Here is a 20,963-nt window from a genome sequence, read left to right as displayed (position 1 = left end):
GGGAAGGGGAAGGGGTACAAGTCCCTGTTTTTAAACATGGAGACAGAAAAAGATGTATTTCGAGATACGTAGTACGAGAAATACAGCGTCATAGTATCAAGCCCCTAACTTTAGTTATGGGGTTCCCTTTTCCCTGCCCGAAGGGTTTGACAACCTCTGCTTGAAGTCTGCTGCGTAAATCTTTGTTTCGCGATCGCCCGATTGCCTAAAGTTGGCAACTATCCTGTGGGGCATGATTTCAGTAGTGTTTTCGCTTATCTTGGATAGCAGAACACCGCGATGCTTGCGGCGGTAAACAACGCACCTCAATCTAACGTACTATACTGTAATCGTTAAAAGGCAGCAAATCTAAGGAGTGTTTGACACTAGCAGCGATGCACAATGGCACAGCGATCGCATTGTTTGCATTGAGACTACCTACTCAACTTCATAAACTGCTAGAAACAGAAACAAATGAACGAATTACAAGCAATTTTAGAAGGCTTCCAGTCAAGTCAAAAAAATGGTGAAATTACTTTTCTTGCTACTGTAGTCAAAACTCAAGGTTCAACCTATCGCCGACCGGGTGCCAAAATGTTGATGACAGATACAGGTCGGACGATCGGAACAATCAGCGCGGGTTGCTTAGAAAATGACGTATTTGAGCATACTCAACAACGAATGTCGGACGGCGAACCAATTGTTGTTACTTACGATAACACCGCCTCGGAAGATATTCTTTGGGGCTTTGGTTTGGGGTGCAATGGGACAGTGCAAGTTCTGATCGAACGTCTGGAAAAAGAAAGTTCACCAAATGCGATCGCTTTTATGCAAGAGTGCTTTCATCAAAAACATTTGGGTATTATTGCTACAGTCATTGCTTTTGAAGGCGAGGTAGATGTGAAACTTGGGTCGCGTTTACTGCTGTATCCTGATGGTAAAATTATCGCTGACATCAAAGATCCAAATTTAATTCAATCTCTGCAAGTAGATACTCAAGCAGCTTTTATTAATCAAAAGTCTAGTGTAAAAAACTATCAGTTACCTTTAGGCAGTGCAGAAGTTTTTATTGAAGTCATCCAACCACCCACGCCTTTAGTAATATTTGGTGCTGGTTATGATGCTGTACCCGTAGCACAGTTTGCTCAAGCATTAGGTTGGGACGTTACTGTAGTCGATTGTCGGGCTAATGAGGCAACTAAAGCGCGATTTCCGACAGCTTGTGACGTGATTCTGACTCAGCGAGAAATTGTCCAAAAACAAATATTTATAGATGTCAAGACAGTTGCCGTAGTGATGACGCATAATTATCTTGATGACCTGGAAATTTTGAAAACATTGCTGCCATCTCCCGCACGCTACATAGGGGTTTTAGGCCCAAAAGCACGTACTGAAAGATTGCTTGAAGATTTACGTTCGCAAGGAATAGTTTATACTACTGAACAATTAACCAGATTGCATGGCCCGATTGGGATTGATATCGGAGCAGATACACCTGAAGAAATAGCGATCGCGATTATTGCAGAAATTCAAGCAGTGCTAACAAACCGCAATGGTAGTTTTTTAAAAAATCGCAATCAACCGATTCACCAATGTTATGAAAGCAACTCAAACTTACTACTTACCCCATAGTTTTTATGACTGCTATAGACAACGAAAAATCAACCATAGCCGTTATGATTCTTGCTGCTGGTGCATCTACTAGGATGGGTACACCGAAACAACTATTGCTTTACCAAGGGCGTAGTTTTTTACAATATATTACAGAAATAGCGATCGCTTCAGTTTGTCAACCTGTGGTAGTAGTACTTGGAGCCAACGCAGAACAGATTCATCCCCAAATTAAACAACTTCCCGTTAAAGTAGTTAAAAACTTAGATTGGGCTTGTGGAATGAGTACCTCAATCAAGAGTGGTATTGAATTGTTAAATAATCTTCCGCAAAAAATAGAAGCAGTAGTTATTACACTTTGCGATCAGCCATTTGTTTCTCCCCAAATTCTCAATCAACTTGTTGATGCATATTATTCGACAAAAAAACCGATTATTGCTTGTGAATATGGAGATACATTAGGTGTACCTGCTCTATTCAGTCAGACATTTTTTTCAGAACTTGCCGCTTTAAAGGAAACTTCAGGAGCGAAAAAAGTTATTAATCATAACCTTAATGAAGTGTTTTCTATTCCGTTTCCATTAGGGGATATAGATATTGATACACCAAAGGATTACGAACAATTGCTATCAATTACTAAAGGAATTTTTGAAGCATCTTGAACAAGAACGCTAAAAGCGAACAAGTAGAAAAGACCGCGCTAGCTCCACAATGCAGTGCCTCCCCGACCTATACAGATAGAAAAATAGAAAAAGTTGGGTTAGTATTTTAAGGCTAGAATTTTTTTCCTAGCCTTTTGTCTTTAAAGCATTTTAGGAATGAGGATATAGGACTCCTATTTTATTTTTAAACAAGACTCAGTACGGATCTATGCCTTCTTTCCTGTTCCCTATTCTCTATTCCCTGTTCCCTGCCCACGCGCAAGTAAATTCTCCGAATCAAACCGGATTCCTATATTAGGAAACAATTTTATTTAAGAGCTGCTAAAGTTCTGCGTCCAATTATTCCGTCTGCTCTTAATCCCTTAGACTTCTGAAATTTGATCGCAGCGGCACGAGTCTTGTTATCAAACACACCATTCACACTTCCTGTATAGAATCCTTGCTGTTTTAAAGAATTCTGAACAGTTTTCACTGTCTCTCCTTTGCTGCCTACTGTTAGTACAGTACCAGTACTACGCTTTGCCAGATGATTAGACTTGTGCTTGGCACTAAGCTTTGGTACAGCATTAGGCTTTTTCATGGTATTGCCTTGCTGAGTACTTTGGGCAATGTGGGTAGCAGTAGCCGAATTTTGGTTTTTATTATTAGTTAAAGAGTAAGCAGGTACAGCAGTAGCTAGAGTCAAAGCAGGGAGCAAAGCAAGTACTTTCCAATTCATTTTCTTGTTCCTTACAACTGTATGAGATTTTGCAATTTCTATCTGAAGAGTCATCTTCATAAGGTACTGTGCCTTAAGTGATTCTCCTCTGTAGATTCTGGTGTGTGGATTTAGTCTGAGACTATTTCTAAAGCCAGAGCTATAGCATCACACGTCGTATTGACAAAGCTATTGCGAAATTGTGACAAAACCATGACTAAATGTATTAAAATTTATGTCGCACGAAATTGCGCTAGTACCGCAAGGCGGAATTAAAAATTAAAAATTAAAAATTAATACAGCGTAAGCATTTCATTGGTTTTGAATGGAATGGCACGCTTGTTAAGATACAGCCCTTGCCCCAACTGGTTCCCAACCTGGAGGCTGGGAACGAGGATACACGAGGATACAATAAGTGTTTGGGCTTTACAAGCGTGCCATTCGGTTTTGAATGCGTGGTTTATTTACGCCGTACTGTACTAATCTCTTTTATCTTCCGAACCCAACATTTTCAATAATTTTCTGGCAGCTAAAACACCCATAACTCCTGCGCCAACCACCTCCACTGCTTGAACAACTTTTTTGCCCACATCATGAGGATCGAGATGGTGATGAAAAATCTCTTCATCCACCCATTCAGTTGTTGCTTTAAAGTCATGAATTGGTGTTGGTAATAGCGTTAAATAAGTTCCTTGACGAATTAAATGCCCGGATTCTCCTGCAACTTCAAAAATATTGAATAAGTTAGCGGCAGCATCATTTAACCCTAATTTTAAGAGAGTTCCGCGTATATTTACCTTTACTGATTTGAGGGCTTCGCCTAAAGCTAATGCTTTTAAATTTTGGGCAATATTGGCTCCTTGCTGATAAGCAACTTGGGCTGTTGGCGGTAGTGAATTATCTTGAACTGCTACACAATCCCCGCCTGCAAATACTTCTGGAAAGTCGAGTAGTTGCATTGTAGAATTCACTAGGAGGCGGTTGTGGCGATCGCGATGTTCTTGAGAAATTGGTAAATCTTTAATTAGTGGGTGAATAGAAGTGCCAGCTGTCCAGATTGCGGTGTATGTTGGCAATGTTTCAATTTGCTCATTGCGTTTATATTCAATGGCATTGGCATGAATAGTAGTGGCTTCTGCTCCGGTAAGTATTTCAATTGGGATCGTGCGTTTTTGTAATTCTTTCTCAGCAATTGGACGCAGAGGATTGTTAATATCACCATTGAGAATTTCTTGTCCGTGATTGAGCAATACCACCCGGATTTCACTAGAATTTCCTCCCATAGCGTTATACCAATGTGGCAGTAAATCAGCTAGAGTGGCTGCCATTTCTACACCACTTGCACCACCACCAACTATAACTACTGTTAGCAGTTGACGACGTTGTTCTGGATCTTCAGTTTTGATTGCTTTTTGCAAACAATCACCTAAATGCCGATCGAGAGCGATCGCATCTGCTTCTGTCCAAAAAGGAAAAGCGTATTCTTTAGCACCTTCAAGATGATGATAACTAGTAACACTACCCAAAGCTAAGACTAAGTTACTGTAGTTGTATGAGTTTCCCGAAGCTAATTTGACTTGTTGTTGATGCAAGTCTATCGATTCCACTGCATCTTGAACAAAAATTACACCACTACCTTTAAGCAATTCTGTAAAATGCGGTACTACTTGAAAACCATCCATCTCGCCACTGAAATATTCGTAGAGTAATGGCTTAAAGCAAAAGCTTTCATTGCGATCAATCAAAATTACAGAGCGAGGATAATGTTCGTGAGCTAGGTGTAAGGCTGTAAATAAGCCAGTGAAGCCACCACCAAGAATCACAGTTTGATAAACTGGGCTGTTCATAAAATATTCTCCAAACTCTCAGGAATTTTTTAGGATGTTACGCATTTAAATCCAGATTTTTTGGTCTCACGCCAAGGCGCAGAAGTGGAAAGAAAAAGTCTAAAAATAAGACTTTTGCGAAAATAAAAACCACAAATGGCAAATGACAAATTCGCTATACGAATAAAAATAACGCAATTAAAAAGACGCTGAGGAATAAAGCGAAAGCAATAGCGTATTCGACTCTGCGACTAAAAAATCCCACCGCAGCAATTAGAGCGATCGCTAGCCCAATAATGCCAATATATTGCTCTTTTTGTAAACCTTGTGCAATCAGTGGGTCTTTACCTGGTGCGGGAGTTTCTTGAACTGCTTTTGGCGCGAGTTCTGATGCTGGTAATTCTTGAATGAATAAATTCATAAAGTTACTCCTGAAAATACTTAGTGAACTGAAAATCTTTATGCCCGCCAAAGGTAGAGAAGCGAGAAAAGGAAGACCCAAACTACATCAACAAAGTGCCAAAATAGAGTTGTCGCACTTGTACCGAAGTGAGTTTTATTATAATTGCCTGGAATGAATGAGCGAATCAGCATAATTATCTGAAGCACTACACCAGCTAGAACGTGTAAACCGTGGAAACCTGTTAGCAAATAGAATGTGGAACCAACTAATCCCGTAGTGAGCTTGAAATCGAGATTTTTCCACTCAATTAATAGACCAATTAAAAAGTAGATTCCCATTGCGATCGTTATCAACCAGAGCCAGCGAAATTTACCCAATTGATTACGCTTGAGGGCATTTTCTGCTGGTTGAATCACAAAGCTACTAGAAAGTAAAACTACTGTATTAATAATCACGAGTTTAGACAATTCTGGCCCAGAAACACCAGGTGGTAGCCAGTTAGTAGTATTCAGTCGTAAAGCAACATAAGTAAAGATAAAACTCAAAAAAATGATACTTTCCGACAACAAGAATACACTAAACCCAAACATTCCTTTGCCATGATGATCTTCATGACTTCCGCCACCACTTGGCAGAAAGCGCTGTAACCAATTCGGTAAGCGTCGCCGCCACCGATCGAAACGGATCGGGCTTTCATCTATATGGATGCTGCGCTGTTGCATAATTCGTAATTCGTAATTCGTAATTAATAAATTCAGGTTCCATCTGATTTTTCGGACATAGCGAATTATCTTTAAAAAACCTCCGCGTCCCTTTGCGCTAACCTTTGCGTACCTTTGCGTTAAAAAAAAAGCTAAAATTTAGCGCAGCTTTATAAAGAAACGCAATTACTCACCATTATCAGAATTTTCCACGAATGAATATTTTGGATCGCCATAGTCGTAAGGAGGTCTGGTGACAACAGGAATCTCTTCAAAGTTATCTCGCAAAGGTGGTGAAGAAGTTGTCCATTCCAATCCTGTTGCGTGCCAGGGATTATCAACTGCCTTCGCTCCATATAGCCAAGAACCGACAATGTTAGCAATAAAGGGCAGCGTAGATACTCCCAGTAAGAACGATCCCAGGCTAGCGATAACATTCCAACCTTGATACTGGGGATCGTAGGAGGAAATTCGGCGTAGCATTCCTTGCAAACCTAACGGATGCATCGAGAAAAAGGTGATATTGGCAGGAATAAAGGTTAACCAGAAATGCAGTTTACCCCAACCTTCGGCGTACATCCTGCCAGTTATTTTGGGAAACCAGAAGTAAATTCCGGCAAAGATTGCCATTGTAATTGTATTAAAAACGATGTAATGGAAGTGACCGACGACAAAGTAAGTATTATTGACGTGGATATCAAATGGCGTAGCGGCAAGCATTACACCAGTGACACCGCCAAAAATAAACATCGCTGCACCTCCCATCGCAAACAGCATTGGTGTCTCTAGGTGTAACTTGCTCCTCCAGATTGTGGCAGTCCAAGCGAATGCTTTAACACCAGTGGGTATGGCAACTAACATCGAGGTGGCCATGAAGGTCATCCGCATCCAGCCAGGGGTTGCACTGGTGAACATGTGATGCACCCAAACGAAGATGCTGACTACAGCAATACCTAAAGAAGCAAGAGCAACTGACCGATAGCCAAATAAAGGATTGCGAGAAAAGGCTGGGAGAACTTCCGCAATAATACCGAAGGCTGGGAGCGCCATGATATACACTGCGGGATGAGAGTAGAACCAAAATAAATGTTGGTAAACGATCGGATCGCCACTTCCTTCCGGTTTAAAGAATTGTGTACCGAAGGAGAGGTCAAGCAACAGCAGTATCAATGCACCCGTCAAGGAAGGTAAGTTAATCAGCTGCAACAACTGGGCGCTAAAAACTGACCACACAAAGACGGGCATCCGAAAAAATGTCATCCCTGGCGATCGCATCCAAAAGATAGTAGTAACAAAGTTGACAGCCCCCATAATTGAAGAGATGCCGATTAGTACTAGGCTAACTATCCAAATAAATTGACCGTTAATCAACTGACCGGCTGGAACTTGCAGACTAACTGGTGGATAAGACCACCAACCAGCTTGTGCAGTCCCGCTTGGTAGTAAGAAACTAGATAGTAGTAAAAGACCAGCTGGTGGCAAAATCCAAAAAGAGATGGCGTTGAGCAGGGGAAAAGCCATATCCCGCGCTCCAATCATCAGCGGTACTAGGAAGTTAGCAAGACCTGCATTGAAGGGTATAATCCACAGGAAAATCATGATTGTCCCGTGCATGGTGAATAAACCATTGTAGAGGGGGCGGTCAACTAAATTTGCTTCCGGGGTGAGCAATTCAGCCCGGATAATCATCGCCAACAGCCCGCCAAGAAGAAAGAAAATGAAGGTCATCACCATGTACTGAACACCGATTACCTTATGGTCAGTACTGAAGCTGAAATATTCCCGCCAGTTGTTCTCAGGTTCTCTATTGTTGGCTATAGCTTCACTCAAATCATGTGTCATTATTTATCTTCCTTTGATTGGCTACAGCAGGTTGAGCAGGTGCGACGGTGTACCAGCCGCTTTTGAATAATGTCTTTGGCGGTTGAATATTTTCGGCAACTGCCTGATTTTGAGTGTTTGTAGTTTCGCTAGAGACTGTTTGCGCGAGCCACTGATTATACTGATCGAGGGATTCAACGTATACATCTGCTTCCATCAAGGCAAAATAAGTACCACTGAATTGAGAATCTTTCAGCCGATATTTACCTGGGCGAATGGGTGTTAGCACAATGTCAATGTTCCGCCCTGGAACAATATCTTGCTTTAAGCGAAACTCAGGAACGTAGAAACCGTGGATTACTTTCTCTGCTTGCATATTTAAGCGAGTGCTGCGATCGCTCGGCAAATGTAATTCCTTACTAATAAGATTATTTGGATAGTGGAAAGACCAATCCCATTGCTTAACGAAAACATCAATTGTTTCAGACGCAGGTTTGGGGACATCGCTAACCTTTGCAGCATAGGCGGGTGCAGATTCTAGGGGCGAGTGCAAATGCACAATTTGGTTTAGACCGAGAATATTTAATTGCTGATAAATATTGAAGCTTTGGAAGGCAATCCATACTACTAATAAAGTTGGGGTCGCTGTCCACAATATTTCTAACTTCCCATTACCTCTAGAAGGGTGTCCTTCGCTGTAGTCTTCTGGGCGGGCGCGATGAAAGGCGATCGCATACACGATAACACCAACTAGCCCCAGCAAAATAAATGCTCCAATTGAGACTAAAAAGCTAAATAAATCATCTACCCGTTGTGCTTCTGCTGTCGCCTGGGGAGGCATCCAAGAAAATGCCTGTTGTCCAATCCACCGACTGACAATCAGCAGTCCTGCGACATAAAACGCTATTAGTACATATTCCCAGGAACTAAACATAATAATTTCATCTAAGAGTACTTCCCGCTTGATTATTTGGGTAGTAAGTTTGGGCTTCTACCTTCTTGGAGTAACCTCGCAGCAGTAACGTGTATTCCAAACTCTTCTCCCAATTGCGCCCCCAAAGTTCCGTGAACAAACAAGATGCCCAATATTGCAATACCTGCTAATAAGTAACTCCACTGCACCTGCCTAGAAGCATCCTTGCGCCAGCGATAGCGTTGTAAACCTCTCCATACAGTCATGGCAACAACGATCCCCAACAATGAAATGCCACCCAAACCATGCAAAAGCATCGTCCAACCAGCAGTTAACCCCCAAACGCTCTTTTGATCGATTGGTGGATTTGCTAGCAATAGCTCGAAAAAACCAGCTGCAACGGTGAAAAAAGTGATAAAAGCTGCTCCAATGAGGTTATACCAGCCGACATCAAAAAAACCAGAACGGAGGGTAGGCAAACCCAAAAATTTGAAGATTGGTTTTTCTAAAGCAAAAAGCGCTCCCGCGATATCAAAAATAATCGCAAGAATGAATAAACCCAATGTTAGATGCACAAATTGCGGATGTATGGGAATCTCATAAGGTAATCCGTTAGCATTCAGCTTCAATCTCAACTGGTCAATCAATTGCCAGTTCATGGCACAACTCCCTGCTTCATCCCTTGCACGACTGGCTCGATATGTAACCCATACACCCAAACTAGCTTGCTTCCTAGATAGACTTGCAAGCACACTAGGCAGACTAAAAACGTTGCTACACCAAGGTAAGCTGGCGGTACTTTCCGTGGAGTACGTTTGCGAATCACGAAACGCCAAGCTGTAATGCCAACAACAATAGCCGCCAGCGACCAACCCATCACCGTATGAAAATTCAGTGTTGGTTGCACTGCTGGGTAGATGTTCGCCAGACCTGCTTCAAACTGACCAAGAATCACCGCTATAAAGATAGCTGCTGAGGCCACAAACATATTCCAGAAACTCACCTCAAACAACCGCACGTTACGGGTAAAATAACCCAGCACATCGCACACAAAAGAAAAAAGCACCATCGCAATTACGAAGTGAACAACGATCGGATGTAGAGGGTCAGGGTATGGTAAATTTTGGTTATTCAGAGACAGAGCAGGCATCGCTTTCTCCTTCATAGGTCAAATATATATATATGCGTTGCATGGAATTGCCATCCGCTTAACGTACCATTCATATTTTCCAGAATACTGTGCTAACGTCACAGATCGACCAATTAAAAAACATTGAGAATTCCCGATACACTGCAATAATTTTTCAAGTAGCTTTTGAAATAAAAATACATAATTACTCTTTTTCAGTAATTATTTTCTCCAAAGGTAAAAACTCACTAAAACAACTACATTTCTGATTGATATCATATCTTGATTAGTATTTCCAAAAAATAAAAATTTTCTTTTTGATTAGATGGTATTGCTAATAGCCAATCTAATCAGACCCTTGAGAGGCGCGTAAAGAAAAATATTTAATGTCTTATATAGTTCTCTGATTAACTAAAAAATTTACTTTAATCAATAATCAAACTTGCTTTGAATATACCATAAATCTTTATTGAGATTGATATAAGCTTGAAAATCACATTTTTACAAATCTTAAAAATAAAAACATACTATTGTCACAGAAATGACAAAGGATTTCAATATTTTTTAGTAAAAAATATGCTGTTTATCTTTCTCTAGATAGATTAGAAAAATACTAAAGGTTTTTAAAATCGTTAAAAAAGCAAAACTTTTTTAATCCATAATTTCCTGATTTAAAAATTAAAGTTGTCAGGGTAATACTACGCGCAAAAAGCAAAAATATCATGAAGGTCTTGCAAATATTGAGATATTCACAACGAATACAAGTCTTAAAAATATCGAAAGCATTATGAGTTATTCCCCTTACCTGCTCAAAGGTCAAAAAGCACTTGTGACGGGTGCTAGTTCTGGTATTGGTCAAGCGATCGCTCGCTATTTAGCTTTATCGGGTGCAGCAGTAGTCGTCAATTATCGTTCGGAAGCTGAATCAGCCCAAAAACTTGTTGATGACATCAAAGCGGCTAATGGTGAAGCATTTGCTATTCAAGCTGATGTTAGCAAAGAAGACGAAATAAAGGCGATGTTTAGCCAGACAATCGAGCGATTCGGCACTATTGACATTTTGATAAACAATGCAGGTCTTCAAAAAGATTCACCGTTTGTAGATATGACCCTCGATCAATGGAATAGAGTTATTGAGGTGAATCTGACAGGACAATTCTTATGTGCTAGGGAAGCTGCAAAGGAATTCTTACGCCGAGGTATACAGCCCGATATTTCATCTGCCGCAGGTAAGATTATTTGTATAAGTTCAGTACATCAAGTAATTCCTTGGGCGGGTCATGTTAATTATGCTGCGAGTAAAGGCGGTATAAATATGATGATGCAAAGTATTGCTCAAGAACTTGCACCCCATAAAATTCGCGTTAATAGTATTGCGCCTGGTGCAATCAAAACCCCCATTAATAAATCAGCTTGGGATACTCCAGAAGCAGAAGCAAAGTTATTAAAACTGATTCCAGCAAAACGTGTGGGTGATGTAGAAGATATCGCTAAAGCAGCGGTTTGGTTAGCTTCGGATGACTCAGATTATGTCTATGGTACAACTTTATTTGTAGACGGTGGTATGACCTTGTATCCAGGTTTTGCAGACAATGGTTAATTGATAATGCCTACAAAAGTTAGTGTTAACCCTGGTTTGATCGCAATCAAGGAATTAAATTTGGCTGTAGGAGACGTTTTGGCACAATGTCGAACAAACCCAATGGTGAATTAGAAGTTTCTGCATAATTATTATTAACTCTCATGGCATCTGATTTATCTCATAAAACTATATTTGCAGCGATGGGCGCTAACTTAGCGATCGCTATTACTAAATTTATCGCCGCCTCCATTACTGGCAGTTCCGCCATGATATCTGAAGGGATTCATTCGGTGGTAGATACTGGCGATCAACTAGTACTTTTGCTGGGAATTCGCAGAAGCCAAAAGCCAGCAGACGATCGCCATCCCTTTGGTTACGGTCTAGAACTTTATTTCTGGACTTTTATCGTTGCTATCCTCATCTTTGCCCTTGGCGGCGGGATGTCAATTTATGAAGGAATCACTCATTTAATTCATCCCAGCCCTTTAGAAAACCCAATGTGGAATTATATTGTATTAGGTATTGCAATATTATTGGAGGGGTTTTCTTGGACTGTAGCTTTAAAAGAGTTTTTGCCGACTAAGGGTAAACAAAATTTCTGGCAAGCAATCAAAAATAGTAAAGACCCCACAGTATTTACAGTATTATTTGAGGATTCGGCGGCAATTTTAGGCTTATTCGTGGCCTTAATCGGAATCTTCTTAGGACATTTATTTAATAATGTTTATTTGGATGGCATTGCTTCGATTATTATTGGCATTATCTTGGCTATAGTAGCAGTGGTATTAGCGAGAGAAAGCAAAGGATTATTAGTTGGTGAAAGTGCCGATCCTCAAACTATAGCCAATATCCGGTCTTTGTCCAAAACAGAACCAGGAGTGCAAGAAGTTATCCGGGTGCTAACAATGCAGCTTGCTCCCAAAGAAGTATTACTTAACTTAGAAATTCAATTTTCTAAAAATCTTACAGGTGAGGAAATAGCCTTAACTGTAGAAAATTTAGAAGCAAGTATTCGCCAAAAGCATCCTGAAATAAAACAAATTTTTATTGAAGCAAAATCCTTTACTGCCGCTCGGAAATTTTCGCCAACTTCTCAATAAATTTATAATCGCATAAATATCAAACACAGCATTTTCTCAATGTACTCAAAGCTTATCGGCACAACAATGCAGTATGGTAAAGATTATTGATCGAGCAAAAGCTTTTGGCTCACCAGGTATTGAGCCTCGATGGACTCATGCTAATAAAGATGGAGTCGGAACAGCCTACTCTACCTCTAGTAACATTTGGTTTACTCTTTGGAACGGTATTGTCACTGAAATCTACCATCCCACAGTAGACAAACCTCAAATTCGGGATTTGCAGTATCTAATTTCTGATGGGAAAAGCTTTTTCCACGAAGAGAAACGCCATCTCGAATCCAAAGTGGAACCGATGTGGACTCATGGTTTAGGATACCGCATCACTAATTCCGATCCCCAAGGACGTTATGCCGTAATCAAAGAAGTGATTGCCGACCCGCATTTTCCCTGTATCTTACAGCACACCACATTAACAGGAGAGAGCGATTTTATTTCCCAACTCCATTTATATGCTTTGTGTGCGCCGCATCTGGATGTTGAAGGTATGGGTAATAATGGTTACGCTGTAGAGGCTGCTGGACATCGGATTTTGATCGCCGAGAAACAAGGAACATGGCTAGCGCTGGGTGCAACAGTTCCCTTTAGCCGCCTTTCTTGTGGTTACGTTGGTGAAAGTGATGGTTGGACAGATTTAGCTGATAATTTCCAGATGGATTGGGAGTTTGATAATGCTGTAGATGGCAATCTTGCTTTGACTGGAAAATTAAATCTAGATAGCACTAAAGAATTTACTTTAGGACTGGCGTTTGGTACAAACTTGCATAATGCAATTTCTACACTATTTCAGTCGCTCAATATTCCTTTTGAACAGCAGAAGCAGCAATACAACGAACAGTGGAAGCGATCGCGCCGCAATCTCCGACCGCTAGAATATGTTTCATGCAATGATGGAAAGTTGTATCACAACAGCATTAGTTTGTTGTTAGCACATGAAGACAAAATTTATCCCGGTGCGTTGATTGCATCCCTGGCTATCCCTTGGGGTGAAGCCAAAAACGACCAAGACCAAGGAGGATATCACCTTGTCTGGACGCGGGATATGGTCAGTAGTGTAACAGGTTTGGTGGCTGCTGGCGAAACAGAAACGGCAGTGCGATCGCTAATTTATCTTGCAACCAGCCAGCAGGAAGATGGCGGTTTTGCTCAAAATTTCTGGGTTGATGGCGAACCTTACTGGAAAGGTATTCAACTAGATGAGGTGGCATTTCCGATTCTTCTAGCATGGCTATTGCACCAGCAGAAGACTTGCTTAAAATTCGATATTTATCCGATGGTTTTGCGGGCGGCGGGTTATTTAATTCGTAACGGCCCGGTTACTCAACAAGAACGCTGGGAAGAAAATAGCGGTTATTCACCATCAACACTAGCATCCAATATTGCCGCTTTAATCTGTGCTGCTCAATTTGTTCGCGAACGTGGAGATGAAGCAACAGCAAAGTTTATAGAAGAATACGCAGATTTTTTAGAATGTCACATTGAAGCTTGGACAGTAACTACTGAAGGAACTTTGGTTCCTGGGATCAAACGGCATTATATCCGAATTACTCCTTCAGATATTAATAATCCTCAAGCCGACGAAAATCCTAACCAAGGAACTCTTTTCATCAGCAGTCAGCCACCTGGTGAACCAGCAGAATTTCCCGCCAAGGAAATTGTCGATGGCGGATTTCTCCAATTAGTACGCTATGGAATTCGCAAACCTGATGACCCGATTATTGTTGATTCTGTCAAAGTAATTGATGCAGTTTTAAAAGTAGATACACCCGTTGGGCCTTGTTGGCATCGTTACAACCACGACGGTTACGGCCAGCAAGAAGACGGAAGTCCTTATGTCGGTTCGGGTAAGGGACGCGCTTGGCCTCTCTTGACAGGAGAACGAGGACATTATGAACTAGCTGTTGGCGGCGATGTCAAAACATATATTAAGGCAATGGAAGGATTTGCTTCAGATACTTGTTTGCTACCAGAACAGGTTTGGGATCAGGCAGATATCCCTGATATCTATATGTTTTTAGGAAAACCAACAGGTTCAGCGATGCCTTTAATGTGGGCACACGCAGAGTATATCAAGCTGCTACGGTCAACTGATGACGGACAGGTGTTTGATTTTATTCCAGAAGTGGCAAATCGTTATCTAGGCGAAAGAAAGCAGTGTAAATCATTGGAAATTTGGAAGTTTAACCGACAAATCAGCCAAGTAAAAAAAGGTCAGACATTGCGAATTGACGCTTTAGCATCTTTTCAATTGCACTGGTCAGATGATGATTGGCAAACTACACAAGATATGCTTTCTACTTCTACAAAGTTAGGAGTGAATTTTGTAGATATTTCTATTTCTGATAATCAGCAACAATCAATTAACTTTACCTTTTTCTGGATTGAAAGCAGCAAATGGGAAGGACACAATTATACGGTTAAAATTTCGTAATTCCTAATTTCTAATTCGCCTTTCAATACATTTCGGATCGAAAAGAGCCATTATTATGCAGAATAACTCATCATCCAAACCAACAATTGAATACTGGCACGTCTGGACTGACAACGACGGTATAAGTCATCAATCCCGTTGTCAAATTGAAGACTTTATCGAAAAAGGCATAGCCCCGGATACCTCACCGCAGTGGCTTTCTAATTTGAAGCAGTCCGGTGCTACAATCACCTTTACTGTGCTACCTGTGGGATGGGTTGGTAACTGGCATGAAAACCCAAAACCCCAGTGGATTATACCTTTGTCAGGACGCTGGTTTGTGGAGACTATGGACGGTCAGCGAGTCGAGATGGGGGAAGGCGAAATTTCCTTTGGAGAAGATCAAGGTACGAAAACAGACGCGCAAGGTCATAAAGGTCACTTATCTGGAACAGTAGGCGATGCGCCAGCTGTTTTAATAATGGTGCAATTTGAAGAGACTCCGACTGTAAACCAATCTTGTCGATTTAGGTAAATAAGTTAGTATAGTGGCTTCACTCACTGCCCAAAACTTGCTCCTCACCCAGAGGAAATCTAGTTCCCTCACGCCACTTGCTTCAAGCCGGGAAACCCGTCCAACGCAGTGGCTCCCCTTTATAAGGGGAGGGTTAGGGTGGGGTAAAGCCTATCCTTAATTACGAATTACGAATTATTTAACCCCTTCGATTTCCGAAACTCCTGGACAACATCTTTAACATCACGTAATTCCCCTTCAACTAAATAGTTTAATTGCCGCATTTCATCTGCTGAAATCTTTCCAGCTAGTTGTGCGATCGCTGTTCTTAATTGTGGATATTTTTTTAAGGTTTCTTGTCGGACAATTGGTACAGTTTCGTAAGGTGGAAAATAATGTTTATCATCCTTGAGTACAAATAAACCCAAGCGAGAAATTTGCCCATCAGTGGAATTTCCTGCCACCATATCCACTTGTTTTTGAATCAAAGCACGATATATTAAACCCAAGTCCATAATTTGGGGTGGTTTAGCAAAACGTAAATCGTAAGTTTTAGCTAATCCTGGAAAACCATCTTCTCTTTCTAAAAATTCGTAACCGAAACCGCCACGCCACTGTGGTGTATATTGAGTAGCTTGGGAGAGAGTTTGAATATTGTTGAGTCTAGCATCTTCAGCCCGAATAATCATCGCAAAAGTATTTTCAAAACCCAAGCTGGGCATCACTTCCAGATTGAATTGCTGGGCGTATATTTGTTTGATTATTTCGTAAACTTCTTTGGAGTTATTAACTGGTTTTTGCTTTAAAATTGCAGTCAAAGCTGTGCCTGTATACTCAATATAAGCATCAATTATGCCAGCTTTAATAGCGTTATGACAAACAAATGAACCACCTAAACGGGGACGACGAGCTACTTTTAACTTAGTTGTTGCCTCGATTTGCTGCGCTAACAATTCACCTAAAATATCTTGTTCGGTAAAATCTTTGGAAGCCACAACTATATTAGCATCGTTATTACTATTGATATTTGCCGTGCAGCCAGCGATTACCAGTAACAAAGCAAAAGTTAAAAAGCACAATGCCAAAAATCTTTTCATTACTTAACTTTTAATTTTTAATTTATTCTCCATCAAACCAATTGCGAAGTCAGCTAGTAATGCAATTGCCGCCGCCGGAACTGCACCAGCTAAAATTAACTGATTATTCACTACTGATATGCCGCGAAAAATAAATACTCCTAAACCACCGGCACCAATAGCCGCTGCAATAGTTGCAATACCAATGGCAATAACTGTTGCGACTCGCACTCCTGCTAAAATGACTCCCAGTGCTAAAGGAATCTCAACTTGCAACAATAATTGTCTATCCGTCATTCCCATGCCTCTCCCAGCTTCTCGAATCGCTGGATCTACGCCAGTAATACCTGTGTAAGTGTTACGAATTATCGGCAGCAAGGAATATACAGTCAGGGCAACAATTGCTGGTACTGCACCAATGCCGCCAATTATGGGAACAGGAATGAGTAAACCAAACAGTGCCAAACTGGGAATAGTTTGGAAAATATTTGCTATGCCGAGAATTGGTTGACGAAGAAAGGTTTTACGTGTAATTAAAATACCTAATGGAATGCCTACAATGATGGCAATTCCAATGGCGATGCCTACTAAAAATAGGTGTTCTAGAGTATGCTGAAGAATTTCTGGGGCATACTTAACCAGGAAGAAATTTTTCATAAAGTATCTTGCAGGGAACGCAGACATTGCAGAAAGGCGAGGCTTTCTGGGTGTTGCGATCGCATAAATTCATCTTTCGTCCCCAATACTATCAATTCTCCGGCATACATTAAACCAATTCTCGATGCCAACACAAAGGCTTCTTGAATATCATGGGTGACGAAAACAACTGTTTTACCTAACTCTTGCTGCAAATGCCGAAACTCTTGTTGCAGTTCGAGGCGCGTAATCGGATCGAGTGCGCCAAAGGGTTCATCCATCAACAACACTGGCGGATCTGCTGCTAAAGCCCTAGCTACACCAACTCTTTGCCTTTGTCCTCCCGAAAGTTCGTGCGGGTAACGTGTGGCGAATTGTGCTGGTTCTAAGCCTACCAATTGCAACAGTTCATAAACTCGCATTTTAATTTGTTTTGGTTGCCACCCTTCTAAAGATGGGACTAAACCAACATTGCGTTCGACAGTGAAATGGGGAAATAAACCAATTTCTTGAATAACGTAACCAATTTTTCGCCGCAGTTTAATTTCATCCCATTGAGTTGTGGGAATGCCATCAAATAAAACTTCGCCTTGTGTAGGTGTAAATAGGCGATTAATTAACTTCATTGTCGTGGTTTTGCCGCTACCACTGCGCCCAAGTAATACCAGTGCTTCTCCTTGGCGAATAGTGAAATTGAGATTTGACACCAATGGGCGATGATTGCGGCTAAAAGTGACATCGCGGAATTCGATGGCGGTTTGACTATTTTGCGGCATGAGTGACTTTTGGGGGACGCTAGCTATTGTATTATGTGCTGATTTTGCTAGCGTGCTAACGCCCATTTGCTTTTCCTAAAATTAGTCTGAGTGGTTATTTTCTCCAAAGTAGGGATTACCTAAAGCTTTCGGGGGTGTAGATTTTCCCAGCTTACCGACTAATGCCTATAAGTAAGGAAAAAATCACTTTCTCGTTTTTGATAAGCTAAAACACATATTTCTTGCATAGTGAAGGAGTGAGGTTTTTTGACTGCTGATAGTTAACAGTCAAGAATTAACACTCAACAGCCAACACGACCATATATGATTTAAAAAGTGTGGAACAGCTTAAATAATGTTTAAACAGTGTTGCGATCGCAGAAGTTGAGCTTCTAGTTGTTTCTGTTGCGTAATTTCGGTGTTCGCGCTCAAAATAGATTTTGGTTGACATGATTCACGCAATATGTTAATAATAATAGTTTGTGGAAACTTTACTTCTTAATTTAAGCTCTTGGCTAACGTCATTGTCATAGGTGCCCAATGGGGCGATGAAGGAAAAGGTAAAATAACTGACTTACTCAGCCGTTCCGCAGATGTTGTGGTGCGTTACCAAGGGGGTGTCAATGCTGGACACACGATTGTAGTTAAAGGTCAGACCTTTAAACTGCATTTGATTCCCTCTGGGATTTTGTATCCAAATACCGATTGCATTATCGGCTGTGGAACAGTGATCGATCCACAGATTTTGATCGCAGAACTCGACCAACTAAAAGAGTTAAATATTTCCACTGACCACCTGCTGATATCTGAGACAGCCCACGTAACCATGCCTTATCATCGATTGATTGACCAGGCATCTGAAGAACGACGGGGAAGCCATAAGATCGGCACAACAGGTCGGGGCATTGGGCCGACTTATGCTGACAAATCTGAACGTACAGGGATTCGGGTTTTAGACTTAATGGACCCGGATGGGCTACGCGAGCAGCTGGGGTGGACGATTAATTATAAAAACGTCATTTTAGAAAAGCTTTACAACTTGCCGCCTCTAGATCCACAAGAGGTAATTGAGCAGTATTTGGGGTATGCAGAACGCTTGCGACCTCACGTTGTTGATACATCGTTGAAAATATCCGATGCAATTTGGCGACGACGCAATATTTTGTTTGAAGGCGCACAAGGTACGCTCCTAGACTTAGATCACGGAACTTATCCTTATGTCACCTCCTCTAACCCAGTGGCGGGTGGGGCTTGCGTTGGTACTGGGGTAGGGCCGACAATGATTGACCGGGTAATTGGGGTGTCAAAAGCCTATACAACCCGTGTCGGAGAGGGGCCATTTCCCACTGAATTAGATGGAGAGTTGGGAGAATTGTTGTGCGATCGCGGTGCCGAATTTGGTACAACCACCGGACGCAAACGGCGCTGTGGCTGGTTTGATGCGGTCATCGGTCGCTATGCCGTGCGGATTAACGGCATGGATTGTATGGCGCTGACCAAACTAGATGTTCTCGATGAATTAGAGGAGATCCAAGTTTGTGTCGCTTATGACATAGATGGACAACGCAGCGAACACTTCCCCACCAGTTCTCGTCAATTTGCTAGATGTCGCCCCATCTACAAAACCTTACCGGGGTGGAAAGTGTCAACAACTCACTGCCGCACCCTAGAAGACTTACCACAAGCAGCATTGGATTATCTGAAATTCTTAGCCGAATTGATGGAAGTTCCGATCGCGATCGTCTCATTAGGAGCCAGCCGCGATCAAACCATAATCGTAGAAGACCCCATCCACGGGCCCAAACGCGCTTTATTGCACCCTGACGGTACACCTGCTACCCTACTTAGTGCGTAAATTTAGTCATTAGTCATTTGTCATTGGTCATTAGCAAATGACTAATGACAAAGGACAAAGGACAACTGACAACTGACAAAGGACAACTTTTATGGCTATTACAGTCGAATCTCAAAAACGTCCAGAAGGTAGCAAGCCAAAAGCTTTGCGCCGTGCTGGATTGATACCTGCCAATTTGTATGGTCATAAGGGTACAGAATCCATTTCTTTGACCATTGAAGCCAAAACTGTTGAGCGTTTGCTCAAAAGAGCTTCCGTTAACAACACCTTGATTGAGTTGAATATTGCTGATGCACCTTGGCGCGGTAAAACCTTGCTGCGGGAACTTCAGATTCATCCCGCAAAAGGTACGCCTTACCACCTCAGCTTTTTTGCAGTTGCTGGCCACGGCGACACCACTGTAGAAGTACCGCTGCGTTATGTGGGAACTGCTGTTGGTGTTAAACAAGAAGGTGGTTTTTTAGACACTGTTATCACTGAATTACAAGTGAGCTGTGCGCCAGAAAACATCCCAGAAATAATTGAAATTGATGTCTCTAACCTGCAAATCGGAGACAGCTTGCGTGTTCACGAGCTAGTCTTGCCTCAAGGCGTCACAGTTCTTGGCGATACGGAGCGAGTTGTAGTTAGCGTCTCGCAGCCGCAAATCAGCGCTGCTGCTGAGGATGAAGCTGAGGCAGGGAGTGAAACAACCTCTGAAGCTACGTAAGTGTGTAATAATTTTTGATGATAGCCAGGGGGAAACTCCTGGTTTTTTTGTATTTGAACCTGCACAAAGAGATGATATCATCTCCGCTAAATTACCCTTAATTCCCTCGGAACCCCACCCCGCCAACGCTACGCTTTGTCTCCCCTCCCCGCTTGCGGGGCTACGGTGTACACACAAGTCTGAAATAGCTGAAAAACCCAAGGTTTTACCCCACCCTAACCCTCCCCTTGTAAAGGGGAGGGAACTAGATTCTCCTGTTTCCCCCCTTTACAAGGGGGGATTAAGGGGGGTAATGTGACTTGTGTGTACACCGTAGGGGGAACCGGAATCAAAGTCCCCCTTTTTAAGGGGGATTTAGGGGGATCTAGAACGTTTTGTTACCGAGAAGAAAACTTTTCAAACATCCTCTAACGCACTTACAGCAGATTGCAAGTAATTGAGGTACAAAATTCAGGACTGATTTATCAAATATAAACAGTGTTTACCTCTTCCCTCCTGCCTCCTGCCTCCTGCCTTCTGCCTCCTGCCTCAAAACCCGTAACTTT

20 protein-coding genes are annotated in these 20,963 nt (G+C 41.8%); 8 read left to right on the top strand and 12 right to left on the bottom strand.

Annotated elements, in window-relative coordinates; translation table 11 throughout:
• The first annotated feature begins 453 nt into the window (after positions 1 to 453).
• On the top strand, positions 454 to 1,611 hold the full coding sequence (locus RMX89_RS08965) for an XdhC family protein (RefSeq protein ID WP_322688677.1): 1,158 nt from the start codon (positions 454 to 456) through the stop codon (positions 1,609 to 1,611).
• Between the two features lie 5 nt (positions 1,612 to 1,616).
• Positions 1,617 to 2,252, top strand: coding sequence for a nucleotidyltransferase family protein (locus tag RMX89_RS08960; protein ID WP_322671605.1), 636 nt, complete (start codon positions 1,617 to 1,619; stop codon positions 2,250 to 2,252).
• A 307-nt stretch (positions 2,253 to 2,559) separates the two neighbouring features.
• Here RMX89_RS08960 and RMX89_RS08955 read toward each other — a convergent pair whose 3' ends face one another.
• The 8 genes from RMX89_RS08955 to RMX89_RS08920 all read right to left on the bottom strand — a co-directional run bounded on the left by RMX89_RS08955 (position 2,560) and on the right by RMX89_RS08920 (position 9,763).
• Complete coding sequence (locus tag RMX89_RS08955) at positions 2,560 to 2,970, bottom strand: peptidoglycan-binding domain-containing protein (protein WP_322671604.1); 411 nt, start codon at positions 2,968 to 2,970, stop codon at positions 2,560 to 2,562.
• A gap of 458 nt (positions 2,971 to 3,428) precedes the next feature.
• Entirely contained in the window at positions 3,429 to 4,796 is a 1,368-nt protein-coding gene (locus tag RMX89_RS08950; RefSeq protein WP_322688676.1) for an NAD(P)/FAD-dependent oxidoreductase, read from the bottom strand.
• Positions 4,797 to 4,950: 154 nt separating this feature from the next.
• Positions 4,951 to 5,196 carry a hypothetical protein gene (locus RMX89_RS08945; protein ID WP_322671599.1) on the bottom strand — a complete coding sequence of 82 codons (246 nt, stop codon included), beginning with the start codon at positions 5,194 to 5,196 and terminating at the stop codon, positions 4,951 to 4,953.
• 38 nt (positions 5,197 to 5,234) lie between these two features.
• Positions 5,235 to 5,900, bottom strand: a complete 666-nt coding sequence (locus RMX89_RS08940; protein ID WP_322686230.1) for a heme-copper oxidase subunit III — start codon at positions 5,898 to 5,900, stop codon at positions 5,235 to 5,237.
• 165 nt (positions 5,901 to 6,065) lie between these two features.
• Positions 6,066 to 7,721: a cytochrome c oxidase subunit I gene (locus RMX89_RS08935; RefSeq protein WP_322688675.1), complete on the bottom strand. Its 1,656-nt coding sequence runs from the start codon at positions 7,719 to 7,721 to the stop codon at positions 6,066 to 6,068.
• Entirely contained in the window at positions 7,711 to 8,634 is a 924-nt protein-coding gene (locus RMX89_RS08930) for a cytochrome c oxidase subunit II (protein WP_322688674.1), read from the bottom strand. The genes RMX89_RS08935 and RMX89_RS08930 overlap by 11 nt, the downstream gene beginning before the upstream one ends.
• Before the next feature lie 32 nt (positions 8,635 to 8,666).
• On the bottom strand, positions 8,667 to 9,272 hold the full coding sequence (locus tag RMX89_RS08925) for a DUF2231 domain-containing protein (protein ID WP_322688673.1): 606 nt from the start codon (positions 9,270 to 9,272) through the stop codon (positions 8,667 to 8,669).
• Positions 9,269 to 9,763, bottom strand: coding sequence for a DUF2231 domain-containing protein (locus RMX89_RS08920; RefSeq protein ID WP_322688672.1), 495 nt, complete (start codon positions 9,761 to 9,763; stop codon positions 9,269 to 9,271). The genes RMX89_RS08925 and RMX89_RS08920 overlap by 4 nt, the downstream gene beginning before the upstream one ends.
• A 766-nt stretch (positions 9,764 to 10,529) precedes the next feature.
• Between RMX89_RS08920 and RMX89_RS08915 the strand changes: the two genes are divergently transcribed.
• The 4 genes from RMX89_RS08915 to RMX89_RS08900 all read left to right on the top strand — a co-directional run bounded on the left by RMX89_RS08915 (position 10,530) and on the right by RMX89_RS08900 (position 15,408).
• Complete coding sequence (locus RMX89_RS08915; protein WP_322686217.1) at positions 10,530 to 11,342, top strand: SDR family oxidoreductase; 813 nt, start codon at positions 10,530 to 10,532, stop codon at positions 11,340 to 11,342.
• Between the two features lie 143 nt (positions 11,343 to 11,485).
• Positions 11,486 to 12,424: a cation diffusion facilitator family transporter gene (locus RMX89_RS08910; RefSeq protein ID WP_322688671.1), complete on the top strand. Its 939-nt coding sequence runs from the start codon at positions 11,486 to 11,488 to the stop codon at positions 12,422 to 12,424.
• Between the two features lie 73 nt (positions 12,425 to 12,497).
• Complete coding sequence (locus RMX89_RS08905) at positions 12,498 to 14,894, top strand: glycoside hydrolase family 15 protein (RefSeq protein ID WP_322688670.1); 2,397 nt, start codon at positions 12,498 to 12,500, stop codon at positions 14,892 to 14,894.
• Between the two features lie 55 nt (positions 14,895 to 14,949).
• Complete coding sequence (locus RMX89_RS08900) at positions 14,950 to 15,408, top strand: cupin domain-containing protein (protein WP_322688669.1); 459 nt, start codon at positions 14,950 to 14,952, stop codon at positions 15,406 to 15,408.
• Between the two features lie 167 nt (positions 15,409 to 15,575).
• Here RMX89_RS08900 and RMX89_RS08895 read toward each other — a convergent pair whose 3' ends face one another.
• The 4 genes from RMX89_RS08895 to RMX89_RS08880 all read right to left on the bottom strand — a co-directional run bounded on the left by RMX89_RS08895 (position 15,576) and on the right by RMX89_RS08880 (position 18,305).
• Positions 15,576 to 16,484 carry a glycine betaine ABC transporter substrate-binding protein gene (locus RMX89_RS08895; protein ID WP_322686220.1) on the bottom strand — a complete coding sequence of 303 codons (909 nt, stop codon included), beginning with the start codon at positions 16,482 to 16,484 and terminating at the stop codon, positions 15,576 to 15,578.
• Between the two features lie 3 nt (positions 16,485 to 16,487).
• Entirely contained in the window at positions 16,488 to 17,120 is a 633-nt protein-coding gene (locus RMX89_RS08890) for an ABC transporter permease (protein ID WP_322671588.1), read from the bottom strand.
• Positions 17,117 to 17,875, bottom strand: coding sequence for an ATP-binding cassette domain-containing protein (locus RMX89_RS08885; protein WP_322688739.1), 759 nt, complete (start codon positions 17,873 to 17,875; stop codon positions 17,117 to 17,119). Before RMX89_RS08885 ends, RMX89_RS08890 begins: the two co-directional genes overlap by 4 nt.
• A 274-nt stretch (positions 17,876 to 18,149) precedes the next feature.
• The gene (locus RMX89_RS08880; RefSeq protein ID WP_322688668.1) at positions 18,150 to 18,305 is read right to left on the bottom strand and encodes a hypothetical protein; all 156 of its coding nucleotides are present in this window, start codon (positions 18,303 to 18,305) and stop codon (positions 18,150 to 18,152) included.
• Positions 18,306 to 18,365: 60 nt separating this feature from the next.
• On the opposite strand from RMX89_RS08880, the gene RMX89_RS08875 reads away from it, so the two are divergent.
• On the top strand, positions 18,366 to 19,709 hold the full coding sequence (locus RMX89_RS08875) for an adenylosuccinate synthase (RefSeq protein ID WP_322688667.1): 1,344 nt from the start codon (positions 18,366 to 18,368) through the stop codon (positions 19,707 to 19,709).
• A 91-nt stretch (positions 19,710 to 19,800) separates the two neighbouring features.
• Positions 19,801 to 20,418 carry a 50S ribosomal protein L25/general stress protein Ctc gene (locus RMX89_RS08870; RefSeq protein WP_322686221.1) on the top strand — a complete coding sequence of 206 codons (618 nt, stop codon included), beginning with the start codon at positions 19,801 to 19,803 and terminating at the stop codon, positions 20,416 to 20,418.
• The last annotated feature ends 545 nt before the right edge of the window (positions 20,419 to 20,963 follow it).

Origin of the sequence: Nostoc sp. DedSLP04 (assembly GCF_034530775.1) — a bacterium.
In the GTDB taxonomy this organism is placed as follows: Bacteria; Cyanobacteriota; Cyanobacteriia; order Cyanobacteriales; family Nostocaceae; genus Nostoc.
This window is presented reverse-complemented; position numbering and strand designations above follow the sequence as displayed.